We start from the raw sequence: 16,030 nt of genomic DNA, 5'->3' as shown, positions 1-16,030 counted from the left end.
CCGGACGCGTCCGGCACGGGCCGCCGGGTCGTGTACTCCCTCGGCGGCAAGCGCGTGTGGCTGGTCGACGCGTCCGGCAAGGAGTCCCGCACGTTCACGGTGTGGCCGGGCACGGTGAGCCCGCAGCCCGGCCGCTACTCGGTCACCCTGCGCACCCAGTCCCTGAAGGGCTCGGACGGCGTCCAGATCGAGCACGTCATGTACTTCACCAAGGTCGACGGCGTGAACGTAGCCTTCTCCAACGCCCTCGACGGCGCCTCGCCGCCCCCGGCGAACGGCCAGAAGCTGGGCGGCATACGCATGCACAAGGAGGACGGGGCCGCGCTGTGGGCCTTCGGTGACACGAACACGCAGGTGACGGTCGTCAGATAGCGTCGTCGCGGCGGGCGGGCAGCTGGTTGACGATCAACGCCACCCCGCTGAGCAGGAACACCCGGGTCGCCGCGTCCAGCCCGTTCCACGTCTTCGACTGCCACATCGCGAACCACTCACCGCCGATCGCGATGAACCCGGCGCCGAACAGCAGCAGGAGCATCAGCAGACCGTAGGTGGACCAGCGCCGCGCGGGCTCGTCCTTCCGCCGCGCCCAGAGCGACGCCCCCCAGATCAGCACGAGGGCCGCCGCCGTCTCCCACACGATGATCGCCACGTAGGCGGTGTCCTGAAGGCCGGTGGCGGTGATGGCCCGCCCCATCAGGTCGTGGTCCTGGAACGTCGTGTCCATCGCCAGCACATGCCGCACGAACTGCTGGTTGGTCCCGAAGTCGGTGATGTTCCCGAGGGCGACCAGGGCGATGTAGAGGGCGAGTATCCCGGTGAGCACACCGGCGGCAAGCCTGAGGCTCGAGTTGCGCGTGGGGGTGGTGGTCATGGCTGGATTCTCTCCCGCGGCAAGGCGGGTTGACGCGTTCTCATTGCGCCAGAATGAAGGTGCGGGCGGTGGGGGAGGACGTACGCATGACGCGGGGACGGCCGTCGATGCAGGAGCTGATCGGACGGCGCAGACGGGCGGGCTTCGTCGGCCGCGGTGGCGAACGCGCCGCGTTCCGGGCCAACTTGGACATGCCGCCCGAGGACGAACGGCACCGCTTCCTCTTCCACGTGCACGGCAACTCCGGTGTCGGAAAAACGTTCCTGCTCAGGGAGCTGGAGCAGATCGCGCGCGAGCGCGGCGCGCTGACGGCGTACATGGACGAGGGCGTGGGGAGCGTGCCGGAGGCGATGGCGGCCATCGGCCACCAGCTCGCCCGGCAGGGCCACCGGTTGAAGAGGCTGGAGGAGGCGCTCGTCGCCCACCGGGAGCGGCGCCACGAGGCGGAGGCCGAGGCGGCGGCCCTGGAGCCCGCCCCGGAGGGCCCCTCCCCGCTCACCACGACGGCCGTGCGGCTGGGCATGGCGGGCGTCGGCGCGCTCGTCCCCGGCGCCGGAGCCTTCGTCGGCGCGGTGGACGCCGGTCAACTGGCGGACGGAGCCGCCCGGTTGAGGTCACGGCTGAGCGCCCGCTTCCGCAACCAGGAGGACGTGCAGCTGGTGCTGTCCCCCGAACGGGTCCTGACCCCGAAGCTCCTGGACGAACTGGCCGACGTCACGGCGTCGGCCCCCTGGCTGGTCCTGCTCTTCGACACCTACGAGCGCACCGGCCCGTTCCTCGACGGCTGGCTGCACCAGCTGATGACCACCGACCGGTACGGCGCCCTGCCCGCCAACGTCCTCGTCGTCACCGCCGGCCAGCATCCCTTCGACACCGCCCGCTGGGGCGGCTTCGCCGACTTCATGACCGACGTGCCGCTCGGACCGTTCACGGAGGCGGAGGCACGGGGCCTGCTGGCGGACCGCGGGGTGACGGCCGAACCGGTGGTCGCGGAGGTGCTGCGGCTCACCGGCGGCCTGCCGGTCCTCGTCTCCACCCTCGCCGAGTCCCGCCCCGGCGACCCCGACGACGTGGGCGACCCGAGCGCCACGGCGGTGGAACGCTTCCTGAGGTGGGAACCGGATCCGCTCCGGCGGTCCGTGGCCCTGGCCTGCGCCCTGCCGCGACGCCTGGACGCCGATGTGTTCCGGGCGGTCGTGGACTGCCCGGGGGACGAGGCCGACGCCCTGTACGACTGGCTGCGCGGCATGCCGTTCGTCAGCGAGCGCGGCGAGCGGGTGCAGTACCACGACGTCGTACGGGCGCCGATGCTGCGCCTGCAGCGCGGGCGCTCGCCCCGGGGCTGGACGGAACGGCACGAGCGGCTGGCGGAGACGTTCGAGGGATGGCGGGAGGAGCGGGGGGCGGGGCTCGACGACCCCTGGACGGACGAGAGATGGCGGGAGGTGCGGCTGGCGGAGGCGTATCACCGGCTGTGCGCCGGGACGGAGACCGCGCTGCCGACCGTGCTCGGGTCCGTGGTGCAGGCGTGCGGCCGCGGCGGGGAGGAGGCCCGCCGCTGGGCCCGGACGCTCGGGGAGGCGGGGGAGGACAGCCGCTCGGAGGCGCTGGTCCGCTGGGGCGAAGACCTGTCGCACGCCCTCCAGGCCCTGGACACCGCCGACGCGCTCGGCCTCCTGCTCGACCGGGCCGCGCTGGACACCGCCGCCCGGGCGCTCGCCCACTCGATCCGCGGCAACGTCTTCCGGGCCGCGGACGGCCACGAGCGCGCGGTCGCGGAGTACGACCGGGCCCTCGCCCTCGACGCCGGTCTGACCGGCGCCTACTACGGCCGCAGCGTCGCCCGTGCCGAACTGGGCGACTACGAGGCCGCCGTCGCGGACCTGGACCGGGCCCACGAACTGGCGCCCGCCGACGCCGCCACACTGGCCCGCCGGGGCGACTACCACCGCATACGCAGGCGCCACGACCTCGCGCTGCGGGACCTGGACCGGGCGATCGAACTCGACCCGACGCTGTACGCGGCATGGGCCGCCCGGGGCGTCACCCACAAGGCGCTCGGCCGGCTCGACCTCGCGCTCGCGGATCTGGACCGGTCGCTGGAGATCGCCCCGGAGTTCGTCTGGGCCCTGGTCCGCCGGGCCCGGGTACGGCGGTCGCGCCGCGAGCGCGAGCGGCAACTGGCCGACCTCGACCGCGCCGTGCGGCTCACCCCCGACTCCCCGTGGGTGCTGTGCGAGCGGGGCGACGCGCTCAGCGCGGACGGCCGGGAGGAGCAGGCGCTGGCCGACTACCGGCGGGCCGTCGAGCTCGACCCGGACTACGCCTCCGCGTACGCCAGCCGAGGCGCCCTGCACGGGAAACACGGCCGGCACGCGGAGGCGCTGGCCGACCTCGACCGTGCGTTGGGTCTCAGCCCGGACTACCCGTGGGCCCTGGTGCACCGCTCCAGGGCGCACCGCCGTCAGGGCCGGTACGACAGGGCGCTCGCCGACGCCTACCGCGCGGTGGAACTGGATCCCGAGGGCGCGTGGGCACTGAGGAACAAGGTCCGGGCCGATCTGAGCGTCGGCCGGCTGGAGCAGGCGCGGTCGGGCCTGGAGCGGTACCTCGTGCTCGGGGGCGATCCTTCCTGGGCCCGCTCCGCGCACTTGGGCGGGCGGGACTGGGGCCCCGTCCTGGAGGCCGCCGGACGGCAGCGCTCGATCGACGGGACGGCCGCCGCCCGCTTCCTGTGGACGGGCGTCCCCCGGGGGGAGCGGCGCTCGGACGCCGTCGCGGCCGTGATCGGCGCGGGCCTCCAGGACTGGCCCGAACTGGACGCCCGCCTGCACCGCGTCCTCACCGCACCGCACGCCTGGACCGAGCTGTCCAACCTGGCCGACTGCCTCACCGCCCTGCTGTACAGCCCCGGCATCGACCACACCAGACTCGCCCCCCGCCTGGCGAGGGTGACCGAGGCCCGGGACACCCTGCGGGCGCGCTACGCCCAGTGAACGGCGAAGCCGACGGCGGGCGGCGCCGCTCCACCGGTTTTCGAGCGCGCCGCTGTCAGGCCGTCACCACCGGCCGTACCCGGGTCAGCAGCAGGTTCAGGAAGAAGTCCGGGTGGCGGAACGACGCGAAGTGGCTCGCCTCGGGAATGAGGGCGAAGTCCTTCACCGGGGCGGTGACCGACTCGTAGAAGCGGCGGGCCGGTTCCGGCGGGGTCAGGACGTCGCTGTCGCCCTGGAAGACGAAGAAGGGGAGGCGGAAGCCGGTGCCTTCCGCGTACTCGTCGACGGACATCGCCTGGGGGCCCAGCTGTTCCGAGAAGTTCTGGGCCTTCAGGTACGAGCGCAGGTCGCGCAGGGTGTGCGAGGGCGAGAACCAGAGGGAGCGGACGACCACCGTCTTCATGGTGTCGTAGGTCAGGGGGTCGGTCGTGACCACCGTCTTCGCGTACTCCGCCCACTCGTGGGCCGACCAGGCGGTCCGGTCCGGGCCGATGGCCGTCATCGCCGCCAGCCGCTTCTTCCTGCCCGCCTTTTCGAGGCGGGTCAGCAGCGCCTCGTAGGACGAGGCGTCCCGGCCGCCGCCCACGATGTTCTGGTCCGTGCCGACGTACGCCGCGTACAGGTCCGGGTGGTCGCGGGCGAGGCGGAGGCCGACGACGGTGCCGAAGCTGTTGGCGAGGAGGACGACCTTGTCCACGCCGAGCCGGGTGCGGACGTGGGCCGTGACCTCCAGCGCGTCCGCCTGGAGGCGGCCGAGGGTCAGCTCGCCCTGGCCCTCGGGACCGCCCGCCGTGAAGGTCCGGCCGGCGCCGCGCATGTCCCAGCGGACGATCGTGAAGTGCCGCTCCCAGGCGCGGGTGCGCGGAGCGAAGACGAGGTTGGAGGAGCCGGGGCCGCCGTGGAGTTCGAGCAGCACGGGGTTGGCCCGGTCCTCGCCGCGGATGGAGATCCACTGGTCGATGCCGCCGATGCGGACGTACGAGGACTCGTCGATGCCGTTCGGGGTGGTGATGCGCAGGTTCCTGGCGAGCGTGCGGCGCTTCAGGGCGCGGTAGGTGAGCAGCATGATGTGTTCCCCCTAAACTGTTTATGCCATCAGCTGTTGTGTTTACGGTATATACAGTTGATGGGCGGAGTCAACCGGCTTCGCTCGGAGCCGAGCGGGAGGGTCCTCGTGGCCGGACGGAACAGGGAACAGCAGGAGAAGCCGCGCGACCCGCAGACGGTGCTCGCGCTGCTGTGGGGTGAGCAGGAGCAGCCCACCCGCGGCCCCAAGCCGAAGCTGAGCCCCCAGCGCATCGCCGCGGCCGCCGCCGACCTGGCCGACCGGGAGGGGCTGGACGCCGTGTCCATGAGCAGGGTGGCCGGCGAGTTCGGGCTGTCGGCGATGGCGCTGTACCGGTACGTCCCGGGCAAGACGGAACTGGTCGAACTGATGGTGGAGGCGGTGCTCGCCGAGGCCCCGGACCTGTCGGGGCTGTCGGGGGAGAAGGCGGGGCGCGGGGACTGGCGGGCGGCCGTGGGGGAGTGGACCCGGCAGTGCGCGCGCGTCTACGCGGCCCACCCCTGGCTGCTCACCGCCACCGCCATGCGCCGCCAGGTGATGGGCCCCTGCCAGTTGCGCTGGGTGGACGCGGCGCTCGCCGCGCTGGAGCCCACCGGCCTGGGCGGCGCCGAGCGCCACCAGGTGTTCCTGCTGCTGATCGGGCTCGTCCGCAACCTCGCCCAGCAGGAGGGCGACTACGACGAGGAGCACGACCGGGAGTGGAACCGGCTCTCGGGCGACCTGCTCGCCCGGCACGCCGACCGCTTCCCCGCCCTGACCAGGGCCCTCGCCGAGGGCGCCTTCGGCGCGGACGGCATCGATCCGCTCGGGTTCGGGCTCGACCGGATCCTCGACGGGGTGGAGGCGCTCGTCGCCGCTCGTCCATGATTCCGTCGACTCCGTGAATGACTCGTAGAGGTGGCCGGAAATGGCCCTTCAGGACGTTTTGCCCCCCTGAACGGACCGTTCCTGGTCGATTACAGTGCTGAACGTCGTACGGGCTGACGGTGCCGGGAGGAGGTCTGGATGAGTGCGACAGCCGTTCCCGTCTGGGGCCGTGCCGAGCAGCAGGACTTCCGCGGCCGGGTGCGCGGCACCCTGCTCGGGACCGCCGTCGGCGACGCGCTGGGCGGTCCGGCCGACCCGCTGTCCCTGGAGGAGGTCCGCGCCGCGTACGGCCCGGAGGGGCTCCTCGACCTGGCCTTCGGCCAGGGTCGGCGCGGTACGGTCACCCACCACACCCAGCTGACCCTGTTCACCGTGGACGGGCTGATCCGGGCCCAGGTGCGCCGGGACACCGGCGCCTGGTACCCGCCGACCGATCTGCACCGGGCGTATCTGCGCTGGGCGGCCACCCAGCGGGACTGGGGGCCCGACGAGCGCCGCAAGGACGACGGCTGGCTGGCCCGCGAGGAGTGGCTCTACGCCCGCCGCGATCCGTCGCGGGCGCTGCTCGTCGGGTTCGGCGACGAGGCCATGGGCACGCTGGAGACCCCCAAGAACCCGGGGGAGCTGGGGCCGGAGGCCGTCGCCCGCTCGGCCCCCTTCGGGCTGCTCGTCGGCTGGGAGCCGCAGCTCGTCATCCAGCTGGCGGTGGAGTGCGCGGCCCAGACCCACGGGCATCCCATCGCTTATCTGTCGGCGGGCGCGTACGCCGTGATCGTGCACGGTCTGGCCCGCGGGGAGAGCCTGGACGGCGCGGTGCAGCGGGCCCTCGCCCTGCTCCCCGCCCGCCCCGGCCACCAGCCCGTGTCCGACGCGCTCCAGCACGCCCTCGGCGCGGTGCGGCAGGGGATGCCCGGTCCGGCGCGGGTGGAGGAGCTGGCCGGGGACGGTACGGCCGACGGGCTGCTGGCCGCCTCCGTGTACTGCGCGCTGGTCGGGGAGGACGTGCGGCACGGGCTGTGCCTGGCGGTGAACCAGAGCGGGCCGTCGGCCGCGGCGGGGGCCCTCACCGGCGGGCTCCTCGGCGCCCTGCACGGCGAGACGGCCCTCCCCCCGGCCTGGCTGGCCGAACTGGAGGGCCGCCCCACGATCCTGGAACTGGCCGACGACTTCTCGATGGAGATGACCCAGGGCCCGGCGCTGCACGGTCCCGCCGGGTCGTCGCCGGGCTGGCTGGCGAGGTATCCGCGGGGCTGAGGCGAGCCCCGGCCGCCCGTGGGTGACCCCTACGGCGCTCCCACCACGTCGTCCCCCGCTTCCGCGGGCACCGGCACGGCGGCCGCCGCGTCCCCGTCCGTGTTGAGCCGCTCGATGATCGCCAGGCGCTCCGGGGTGTCCTCCGGCTTCAGGTAGCCGATGAGGACGTAGAGGACGAGGGAGACGGCGAGCGGGACGGAGACCTGGTACTGGAGGGGGACTCCGCCGGAGACGTGCCAGTTGACCGGGTAGTTGACCAGCCAGAAGGCGAGCAGGCCCGCCGCCCAGCTGGTGAGGGCCGCGGTGGGGCCGGAGCGGCGGAACGGGCGGAGCAGACCCAGCATCATCGGGATGGCGATCGGGCCCATGAGGCCGGCCACCCACTTGATGACGACCGTGATGATGTCCTTGAACGTCGGGGAGTCGACCTGCGTGGCCACCGCCATGGACAGGCCCAGGAAGACCACCGTCGTCACCCGGGCCGCGATCAGACCCGAACGCTCGCCCCACGCCCGCGCCCACGGGGACAGCATCGGCGCCACGTCACGCGTGAAGACGGCCGCGATCGCGTTCGCGTCGGAGGAGCACATGGCCATCGTGTGCGAGAAGAAGCCGACCACGACGAGACCCAGCAGGCCGTGCGGCAGGAGCTGTTCGGTCATCAGGCCGTAGGAGTCGGAGCCGTCCGGCTTCCGCGCGTGGACCAGGAGCGGGGACATCCACATCGGGAAGAACAGCACCGCAGGCCAGACCAGCCACAGGACCGCCGACAGCCGGGCCGAGCGCTCCGCCTCGTGCGCGCTGCCCGTGGCCATGTAGCGCTGGGCCTGGTTGAGCATGCCGCCGTTGTACTCGAAGAGCTTGATGAACAGGAACGCCAGCAGGAACACCGTGCCGTAGGGGCCGACCAGCGGCTTGCCGTGGCCGTGCAGGGCGGGCTGGTGCCAGGCGCCGAGGAAGCCGATGTGCTTGTCGTCCAGCTTCAGTACGACGGCCACGAACATCGAGACACCGGCGAGCAACTGGATGACGAACTGGCCGAGTTCGGTCAGCGCGTCGGCCCACAGGCCGCCGATCGTGCAGTAGACGGCCGTGATCGCGCCGGTGACGAGGATGCCCTGGTCGAGGGAGACGCCGGTGAACACGGACAACAGGGTCGCGATGGCCGCCCACTTGGCGCCCACGTCCACGATCTTCAGCAGCATGCCTGACCAGGCGAGCGCCTGCTGGGTCGGGAGGTCGTAGCGGTTCCTCAGGTACTCCAGCGGGGAGGCCACCCGCAGCCGGGACCGCAGCCGGTTGACGCGCGGCGCGAACAGCCTCGACCCGATGGCGATGCCGAGCGCGATGGGTAAGGACCAGGTGACGACGGAGGTGACGCCGTAGGTGTAGGCGATGCCCGCGTACCCGGTGAACATCACCGCGCTGTAGCCCGACATGTGGTGCGAGATGCCGGAGAGCCACCAGGGCATCCTGCCGCCGGCCGTGAAGAAGTCGGAGACGTTGTCCACGCGCTTGTGCGACCAGACGCCGATCGCGACCATCACACCGAAGTAGCCGACGAGTACGGCCCAGTCGAGACTGTTCATGTGCCCGATCGTGGGTCCGGCTACGTGAACACGACAAGCGAGGGTAAGGTCAAGTCACAGCAAAGATGTTCGTCTGGGTGACCCCTGTTCATCTACATGAACTAGCCATCGTTCGGGCCGCGTTCGGTCAGCGCATCAGCTCCCCGGCGTTGACCAGCAACGACTGCCCGGTGACGGCCCGCGCGCGGTCCGACGACAGGAACACCGCCGCGTCCGCCACGTCCCCGTCGGTGGCCGGCTCCGGCAGCGCCATCCGCTCGGTCAGCCGCGCCAGCACCTCCGCCTCCGGCACCCCCTCCGACTGGGCGGTGAACCGTACGTACGCCTGCACCGGCGGCCCCCACATCCAGCCCGGCAGCACCGTGTTGACGCGGATCCGGTGCGGCCCCAGCTCCCGGGCCAGCGAGTACATCGCGCTGGTCAGCGCCCCCTTCGAGGCCGCGTACGCCGCCTGCCGCACCTGCGAGGGCGCGGCGACGGCCGACTGGGTCCCGACGAACACCACCGACCCGCCCCCGCCCGCCTTCAGCGCCGGCAGGCACGCCCGGGTCATCCGCAGGGTGCCGAGCAGATTCACGTCGATGACCGACTGCCAGGTCGTGAAGTCCGCGTCCTCGACCCCGCCGAAGTAGGAGTCCCAGGCCGCCACGTGCACCACGGCGTCGATCCCGCCGAACCGCTCCCGCGCCAGCGCGGCCAGCCGCTCGCACTGCCCCTCGTCGGTGATGTCCGTCGCCCGGTACGCGGTGCGTTCGCCGCGCGGGTCGATCTCGGCAGCGCTCTTGGCGAGGTTCGCCTCGGTGCGCGCCCCGAGCACCGCGTTCCCGCCGTCCCGTACGACGGCCGCCGCGACCTGACGGCCGAGTCCGGCCCCGACCCCCGAGACGACCACGGTCTTGCCGGTGAGCAGCGACATCGGTGCCTCCCTGGTATGGCGCTTTATCTGACGGAGCGTCAGAGTATGGGTGACCGCAGGAGGACGGAAGGGGAACCGCATGAGCGAGGACACCCGCAGCGAGCGGTACGCCGAACTGGCCGCCGTCGGCCCGTACGGCGTCCGCCCCGGCCACGCCCTGATCACCATGGTCGAGCCGCATCCCGGCCACGAGTACGCGTACAACCGCTGGTACGAGGACGACCACTACTACGCCGGCGCCATGGCGATGCCCTGGATGTACGCGGGCCGCCGCTGGGTCGCCACCCGCGAGCTGCAGCTCCTGCGCTACCCCGAGAAGTCGGCGGTCGCCCGGCCGGTCACCGCCGGCTGCTACCTCTCCACCTACTGGATCACCGCCGGACGCTACGACGACCACATGAGGTGGACGGTCGCCATCAACCGGCGCCTCAACCGGGACGCCCGCGTCCACCAGGACCGCACCCACGTCTTCACGGCCTTCCAGGACCACGAGAGGACGGTCTACCGGGACGGCGCGGCGGGGCCGAGGGACTTCCACGCCCTCGACCACCCCTACGCGGGACTGGTGCTGGAGGTGATCGACGCCGACTCGCCCCGGCAGCGTGCCGAACTGCTGGAGTGGCTGGGCGCCCGGCACCTGCCGCGCCGCCTCGCGGGCTCCCCGGCGGCCATGGTCACGGTCTTCCGGCCCACCCCCCTGCCCGGCGACCGCATGACGTACGTCAAGCAGGTCGAGGGCGTGGACACCCGGGTCACCCTGCTGTGGTTCCTCCAGGAGGATCCGCGCGAGTGCTGGGAGCGGCACTTCACGGGGCTGGACGCGGACGTCTCGGACGCCGGGCTGGGCCGGGTGGAGCTGGTGGCGCCCTTCGTCCCGACGGTCCCCGGCACGGACACCTACGTCACCGAACTGCGCGGAGCCTGACCGCTCACTTCAGCTCGTCGGGGCACGGCGTACCCCGGGGCAGCTGGTAGGGCGCGGCCAGCCGGTACGTGCCGGCCTTCGGCGCGAGCAGCACCGTCCACTTGTCCCCGTCCGTGTCCTCCTGCGTGGGCATGAGGCACCCGTTGACGTTCCGGTACTTCTTCGGTGTGCCGGAAGAGACCGGCTGCGGCGGCTTCAGGCTCTTGCCGTGCTCGTCGACGACGCTCAGCCACGGCGAGTACGGGATCCGGATCAGGATCCGCCCCGCCTTGTGCACCTCCAGCGTCATCTCGCCCTGATCGGCCCGGTCCACCACCGAGTCGGGCTCGGCGAGCGGAGCCGGATCGGTCACCCGGAACAGCTGCCAGTTGGCGTCGCCCCAGATCTGGGTCAGGTACGGCATCCCGCGCCGCAGCAGCTCCCGCTCCCGCTCGCCGCCGTCCCCGTCCGGGTTGTCCTTGGGCAGCACGACGAAGTGCACGGCCCATCGCTGGAGCCACTCGTGGTAGTTCGCCGAGTTGAGCGTGTCGTCGTAGAAGAGCGGGTTGCGCTGCATGTCGGCCTGCCGGTTCCAGCCGCGAGCCAGGTTGACGTACGGCGCGAGCGCGGAGGCCTCGCGGTGCGAGCGGGCCGGGACCACCTCGACGCGGCCCTTCTCGGCGCCGACCTTCTGCAGCTGGTTGACGAGCGGCGCCAGTTCACGGGCCCAGGAGGCGGCCGGGGTCGTGTGGATGATGTCGTCCACCGACTTGTAGCCGATCCAGCCGACGAAGCCCAGGAACGCCAGCACGGTCACGTACCACCGGCGCGACTTGTGCTCCGTGAACGGCAGCGCCGCGATCAGCGTCGCGCCCGCGAACATCATCGGCAGCCGGGCGATGTTCGAGCCGATCTGGGAGCTGATCAGCCAGACCAGGACGACGCCGGCGCTGTAGACGGCCGCCGTCAGCCGGACGGTCACCCACTCCTTCGGCACCAGGAACAGGCACAGCAGCCCGTACAGCAGGGGCAGGACCACCGAGCCGAACGTCATCGGCTGGGTGCCGGAGAACGGGAAGAGGAAGTACGAGGCGGCGACGACCACCGTCGGGGCGAGCCCCAGCGCCCAGGCGCCCGGCCGCCGCTTCTGCAGGAACAGGGCGACCGCGACCAGGCCCACGAACAGCCCCGAGACGGGGGAGGCCATGGTGGAGAGCCCGGCCAGCGGGGCGGCCACCGCCGCCTTCGCCCAGCGTTTGTGCCGCCAGCGGTACGGCCAGCAGAACACGGCCGCGACCGCGCCGAGCGCGAACATCGTGCCGAGCCCGAAGGTCACCCGGCCCGAGATCGCGTTGCACAGCAGCGCGAAGACCCCGGCGAGGGACGCCCACAGGGGGTTGCGCACCGCGCGGCTGCGGATCAGGACCAGCGTCAGCAGGCCCGCCGACACCGTTCCGGCGATCATCATCGTCGTACGGACGCCGAGGACGGCCATCAGATACGGCGAGACCACGCTGTACGACACCGGGTGCATGCCGCCGTACCAGGCGAGGTTGTACGCCGAGTCCGGGTGCCGGCCGACGAACTCGGCCCAGGCGTCCTGCGCCGCGAGATCGCCGCCGCTGTTCGCGAACGTGAAGAACCAGATGATGTGCAGGACGCCCGCGAGCGCGGTGAAGGACAGCACGGGGTGCACGAGGAACCGCTGTCGGAGGGGTTCGGCGGCGGTCAGGAGACGCGCGAGGAGGCCGGACCGCTCCTCTTCCGGGCGCACGGCACGGCCGTCCCGGCCGTCACCACTCTCGTGATGACCGTCCGTACCGCCACGACCGCCGGTGTCAGTCGTGGACAGGCGTATTCGCGGGCCGGATTCCGGGCCCGGCTCGGTGTCGTCGGCGCGTGTCGGCTCCGCTGTGGCCACCTGAAGGCACTCCCCGTGTCCCGTCTTCTGTTCTCGGCCGCGTCCCTCGGTGTTCCCGGCCGTTTCCCGTACAGTTCGCGGCCCTGTCCCGTGACCGGCGACCTGCCCCGATTCGTGACGCTAGCACGCACCCCGCCACGGGGCTCCCGGGTGGGGCGCCGTCGGCGGGGTGCGCGGGCGGGACGAGGGGTGGTGCGATCAGCCCAGACGCGTGAGCTTCGCGCCGAAGCCGGGCTCGGCCAGATCCTCCTCCAGGGCCACCGGAACGCTGACCGCACCGGCCGAACCGTCACCCACGGTGAGCGTGCCGACCTTGGTGCCGGCCTTCGCGGTGTGCGGCACGGTGTCGGGGGCGAACGACAGCTTCACCTGCAGACCGGACCAGCCGGCCGCCGTGACGTCCTTCGTCGCCACCACCGGGGTGCGGCCGCCGAGGCCGTCGTCCACGTACCCGACGACGTCGCCCTTCTTCAGGATCGTCGCCGGCTTCAGCGCGGCCTGACCGGCGCGGATCAGCTTGTCCGCGGCGTTCAGCGCCCCCGTGAGGATGGAGTGGTCGACGGGGTCGGCGGGCTGGCGGACCACGGCGCCGACGACGGTCCGGGTCTCGTTGCCCACCTGCTGCTTCGCCGCGAAGACGAGGTTGCCGAGGGCGGAGGTGGTGGTGCCGGTCTTGATGCCGACGACGTTGTTGTGGCCGACCAGGTGGTTCCAGTTGGAGTGGTTGGTCCCCTTGTAGTCGTTGTACGACATCATCGCCGCGACCTCGCGGAAGGCGGGCATGGTCATCGCGGCCTTGGCCAGCTTCACCTGGTCCACGGCCGTGCTGACGGTGGTGTTCGTCAGACCGGAGGGGTCGGTGTACGTGGTGTTCGTCATGCCGAGGCTCTTGGCGGTGGCGTTCATCTTCGCCACGAACGCCTGCTCCGAGCCGTCGTCCCAGCGGGCCAGCAGCCGGGCGATGTTGTTGGCGGAGGCGATGAGGATGCTCTCCAGCGCCTCGCGCTGGGTGATCGAGTCACCGGCGGTGACGTGCACCGTGGACTCCTGGCCCGCGTCCGACTGCTGCTGGGCGGTCTTGTCGATCTTCAGCTTGGGACCGGCGGCGCCGCTCTTCAGCGGGTGGTCGCGCAGGACGATGTACGCCGTCATGACCTTGGCGACGCTCGCGATGGGCACGGGCTTCTGGTCGCCGGAGGAGCCGAAGGTGCCGATGCCCTGGACGTCGAGGGCGGCCTGGCCCTGGGACGGCCACGGGATGGCCACCTTGGCGCCGGTGAAGGTGTAGTTGTCCTTCGCCGTGAGGTCGAGGGTGGGCTGGGGCAGCGGGCGGAAGGTCTGTACGACCGCGAAGACGATCGCCAGGAGCAGGACCAGGGGGGTCCAGATCTTGACCCGGCGCACGATCGTGCGGACCGGGGTCTGCGGGGGCGGGGGCGTGTTCGTCAGCTCCGCCAGGAGGTCCAGCGGGGGCTTCGGGGGCAGGGGCTGCTGGGCGGTGCGCTCGGGGCCGATCTGGGGGACGGCGGCGGTGACGTCCGGGGGCGTCGGCTTGGCCGCAGGCTTCACGTCGTCCCGCAGCGCGACGAACCTGCTCGTGCGCTCGGCGTCGGACTCGGGGGCCTCAGGGGCCTTGGGCGCCTTGGCGGTGCCACCGAGCTTCAGCATGGTCGTCGGCTGGTCGACCTGGGGGGCCTTGGGGCGGAGGGCCTTGAAGGCGGTGGTGGGCTGATCGACAGCCGCGGGTGCCTCCGGCGGATCCTCCGCCCCGTCACCGTCACCGTCGCCATCACCCTCGGCTCCGCTTTCGCCCGCCTCGGGCGCGGCGTCCTCGACGGCGTCGGCCTCGGCGTCGGCCTTCGTGCCGGCGTCGGCGTCCGCGTCGGCCTTCGTGGCGTCAGCCGTCGCGTCCGCGGCGCTCTTCGCGTCCGCCTCAACGTCCGCGTCCGCGTCGTTCTTCGCGCCGGCGTCGGTGTTTGCGTCCGCGTCCGCCTTCGCGTCAGCGTCGCTCTTCGCGCCCGCGTTCGAGCCCGCGTCCGCCGTCGCGTCAGGGTTCGCCTTTGAGTCCGCGTCGCCGTTCGCGTCGGCGGCCGTGTCCGCCTCAGCGCCGCTCTTCGCGTCTGCGTCTGCCTCGGTGTCGCTCTTCGCGTCCGCGTCCGCGTCGGCGCTCGCCTCAGCGTCTGCGTCCGCCGTCGCGTCGGCGCTCGCCTTCGATCCCGCGTCGCCCTTCGCGTTCACGCTCGGGTCAGCGTCGCCCGTCGCGTCGTCGTCAGCGTCGGCCGTCACCTCGGCGTCCGCGTCAGCCTCCGAGTCGGTGCCGGCGCCGGCGCCCGCATCCGCCCGGCCCTTCGGCTCCGCGTCCGCGTCCGCCTCCGCCGTCGCCTCGGCGTCCGTCTCCGACTCGTCCGTGTCCGTGTCCGCGTCGGCGTCACGCTTCTCCGGCCCCGACTCCGCGGACTCCTCCGGCTGTCCCGCCTCCGGGGCCTGGGACTCGTCGGCGTGCTCCGCCTCCGGCGTCTCCGCCTGCCGCTGCTCGGGTGGCTTCGCTGTCGCGTCGGCGCCGCGGACCCAGGCCGAGACCGCCTTGCGGAGGGCCCTGTCCTCGTCCGGGGTCTCGGAGTCGGCGGCCCGATCCCCGTCCTCCGCCGGCTTCTTGGCGTCCCGTACGGACAGGATCTTCGTCGCGGTGTCCACGCCGCCCGAGGAATCCTTTTCGCGGGACACCGCGAGCCGCGGATCACGTGCCTCGGGAACCGAACCCGCGCTCCCCGGCGTCGGTTCCGCCGACGACTCGCGCTGCTTCGACCTGTCGGGGGACTCGCCCGCCACCGATGCCTCCTCCATGCGCCGCACGCCCACGCGCGCGCCCTGTCCGAACCATGTACCAGTGTCCTGTGTGAGGGCTTGGCCCCTGTGGTAGACGAGAACGACATACCTACCGGTTCCCTCACGAACCGGTCACGCACCCTCGACAGACCAATGTGAGAGGGGTCACCCTGTCATTCATCCACGCGGGGAGGCATGGATGGGCAGGAGCCGCAGAACAATTCCGGAGGAGCTTCTGTTGCTCGCACTGGACCCGGCCACGGGTACCACTGCGCAGCCGCAGTCGCTCGACCTCGGTCTGGCCGGAGCACAGCTAGTGGAGCTGGCGCTGGCCGGACGGATAGCCCCAGACGGGGATCGTATCGCCGTGGTGGTGCCACGGCCCACAGGAGATCCAACACTGGACTGCGCGTTGGAGTTGCTGCGAAGGCGCGGCGCCCCCGTGCGGGCCGTTCACTGGATCGGCGGGCCCCGGCTGGGGCTGCGCCAGATCTACCTCTCGCATCTGGAGCGGTGCGGCATGGTCGCCGCGGTGCCGGGCCAGATGTGCGGGGTGCTGCCGACGACGCGCTACCAGGCGACGGACACCACCATCAGCCGGGAGATCCGTGCCCGGCTGGACTCCGCGATCCGCACCGGCGTACCGCCGGACCCGCGGACCGCGGCGCTCGCCGCCCTGGCACACGCCGTCGGGCTCGGCAAACACCTGTACCCGGGCAACGAGGGCAGGTCCTCGACCGGTATCCCCGCGTCCTCCATGGCCGCCCGGTAGCCGCGCAGCCGCTCGGCCGCGGTGTGGATCCGGGGCATGTCGCCGATG

General features: G+C 72.3%; 11 protein-coding genes and 1 pseudogene. 6 read left to right on the top strand and 6 right to left on the bottom strand.

From position 1 onward, the window contains the following. The coding region (locus tag ACWEN3_RS23780; protein ID WP_452974438.1) for a hypothetical protein at window positions 1–372 on the top strand (372 nt) is incomplete at its 5' end. On the opposite strand, the gene ACWEN3_RS23775 is transcribed toward ACWEN3_RS23780, so the two are convergent. Further along, window positions 365–871 carry a DUF2165 domain-containing protein gene (locus ACWEN3_RS23775; protein WP_452974435.1) on the bottom strand — a complete coding sequence of 169 codons (507 nt, stop codon included), beginning with the start codon at window positions 869–871 and terminating at the stop codon, window positions 365–367. The two genes, ACWEN3_RS23780 and ACWEN3_RS23775, sit on opposite strands and share 8 nt — an antisense overlap. A gap of 68 nt (window positions 872–939) precedes the next feature. Between ACWEN3_RS23775 and ACWEN3_RS23770 the strand changes: the two genes are divergently transcribed. After that, window positions 940–3,867, top strand: coding sequence for a tetratricopeptide repeat protein (locus ACWEN3_RS23770; protein ID WP_452974432.1), 2,928 nt, complete (start codon window positions 940–942; stop codon window positions 3,865–3,867). Window positions 3,868–3,922: 55 nt separating this feature from the next. Here ACWEN3_RS23770 and ACWEN3_RS23765 read toward each other — a convergent pair whose 3' ends face one another. Further along, window positions 3,923–4,933: an alpha/beta fold hydrolase gene (locus ACWEN3_RS23765; RefSeq protein ID WP_452974429.1), complete on the bottom strand. Its 1,011-nt coding sequence runs from the start codon at window positions 4,931–4,933 to the stop codon at window positions 3,923–3,925. A gap of 108 nt (window positions 4,934–5,041) precedes the next feature. Between ACWEN3_RS23765 and ACWEN3_RS23760 the strand changes: the two genes are divergently transcribed. Continuing rightward, window positions 5,042–5,800 (top strand): TetR/AcrR family transcriptional regulator, encoded by a 759-nt coding sequence (locus tag ACWEN3_RS23760; RefSeq protein WP_452974426.1) that lies wholly within the window; start codon window positions 5,042–5,044, stop codon window positions 5,798–5,800. A gap of 138 nt (window positions 5,801–5,938) precedes the next feature. After that, on the top strand, window positions 5,939–7,054 hold the full coding sequence (locus ACWEN3_RS23755) for an ADP-ribosylglycohydrolase family protein (RefSeq protein WP_452974424.1): 1,116 nt from the start codon (window positions 5,939–5,941) through the stop codon (window positions 7,052–7,054). Window positions 7,055–7,083: 29 nt separating this feature from the next. On the opposite strand, the gene ACWEN3_RS23750 is transcribed toward ACWEN3_RS23755, so the two are convergent. Both ACWEN3_RS23750 and ACWEN3_RS23745 read right to left on the bottom strand, forming a co-directional pair. Continuing rightward, on the bottom strand, window positions 7,084–8,643 hold the full coding sequence (locus ACWEN3_RS23750; RefSeq protein WP_452974422.1) for a sodium:solute symporter family protein: 1,560 nt from the start codon (window positions 8,641–8,643) through the stop codon (window positions 7,084–7,086). A 127-nt stretch (window positions 8,644–8,770) separates the two neighbouring features. Beyond that, window positions 8,771–9,559, bottom strand: coding sequence for an SDR family oxidoreductase (locus ACWEN3_RS23745; RefSeq protein ID WP_452974419.1), 789 nt, complete (start codon window positions 9,557–9,559; stop codon window positions 8,771–8,773). Window positions 9,560–9,638: 79 nt separating this feature from the next. On the opposite strand from ACWEN3_RS23745, the gene ACWEN3_RS23740 reads away from it, so the two are divergent. Next, window positions 9,639–10,484 (top strand): hypothetical protein, encoded by an 846-nt coding sequence (locus ACWEN3_RS23740; RefSeq protein ID WP_452974416.1) that lies wholly within the window; start codon window positions 9,639–9,641, stop codon window positions 10,482–10,484. Between the two features lie 4 nt (window positions 10,485–10,488). On the opposite strand, the gene ACWEN3_RS23735 is transcribed toward ACWEN3_RS23740, so the two are convergent. Both ACWEN3_RS23735 and ACWEN3_RS23730 read right to left on the bottom strand, forming a co-directional pair. Next, on the bottom strand, window positions 10,489–12,384 hold the full coding sequence (locus ACWEN3_RS23735; RefSeq protein WP_452974414.1) for an MFS transporter: 1,896 nt from the start codon (window positions 12,382–12,384) through the stop codon (window positions 10,489–10,491). Window positions 12,385–12,582: 198 nt separating this feature from the next. Further along, window positions 12,583–15,228 (bottom strand): D-alanyl-D-alanine carboxypeptidase, encoded by a 2,646-nt coding sequence (locus tag ACWEN3_RS23730; RefSeq protein ID WP_452974411.1) that lies wholly within the window; start codon window positions 15,226–15,228, stop codon window positions 12,583–12,585. A 181-nt stretch (window positions 15,229–15,409) separates the two neighbouring features. Here ACWEN3_RS23730 and ACWEN3_RS23725 point away from each other — a divergent pair. Continuing rightward, window positions 15,410–15,946, top strand: a pseudogene (locus ACWEN3_RS23725) (GOLPH3/VPS74 family protein); the annotation flags it as partial. Window positions 15,947–16,030: the final 84 nt, after the last annotated feature.

This window comes from Streptomyces sp. NPDC004561 (assembly GCF_053602155.1).
The sequence above is the reverse complement of the archived record's forward strand: the minus strand, read 5'-3'. Positions and strand labels throughout refer to the sequence as shown.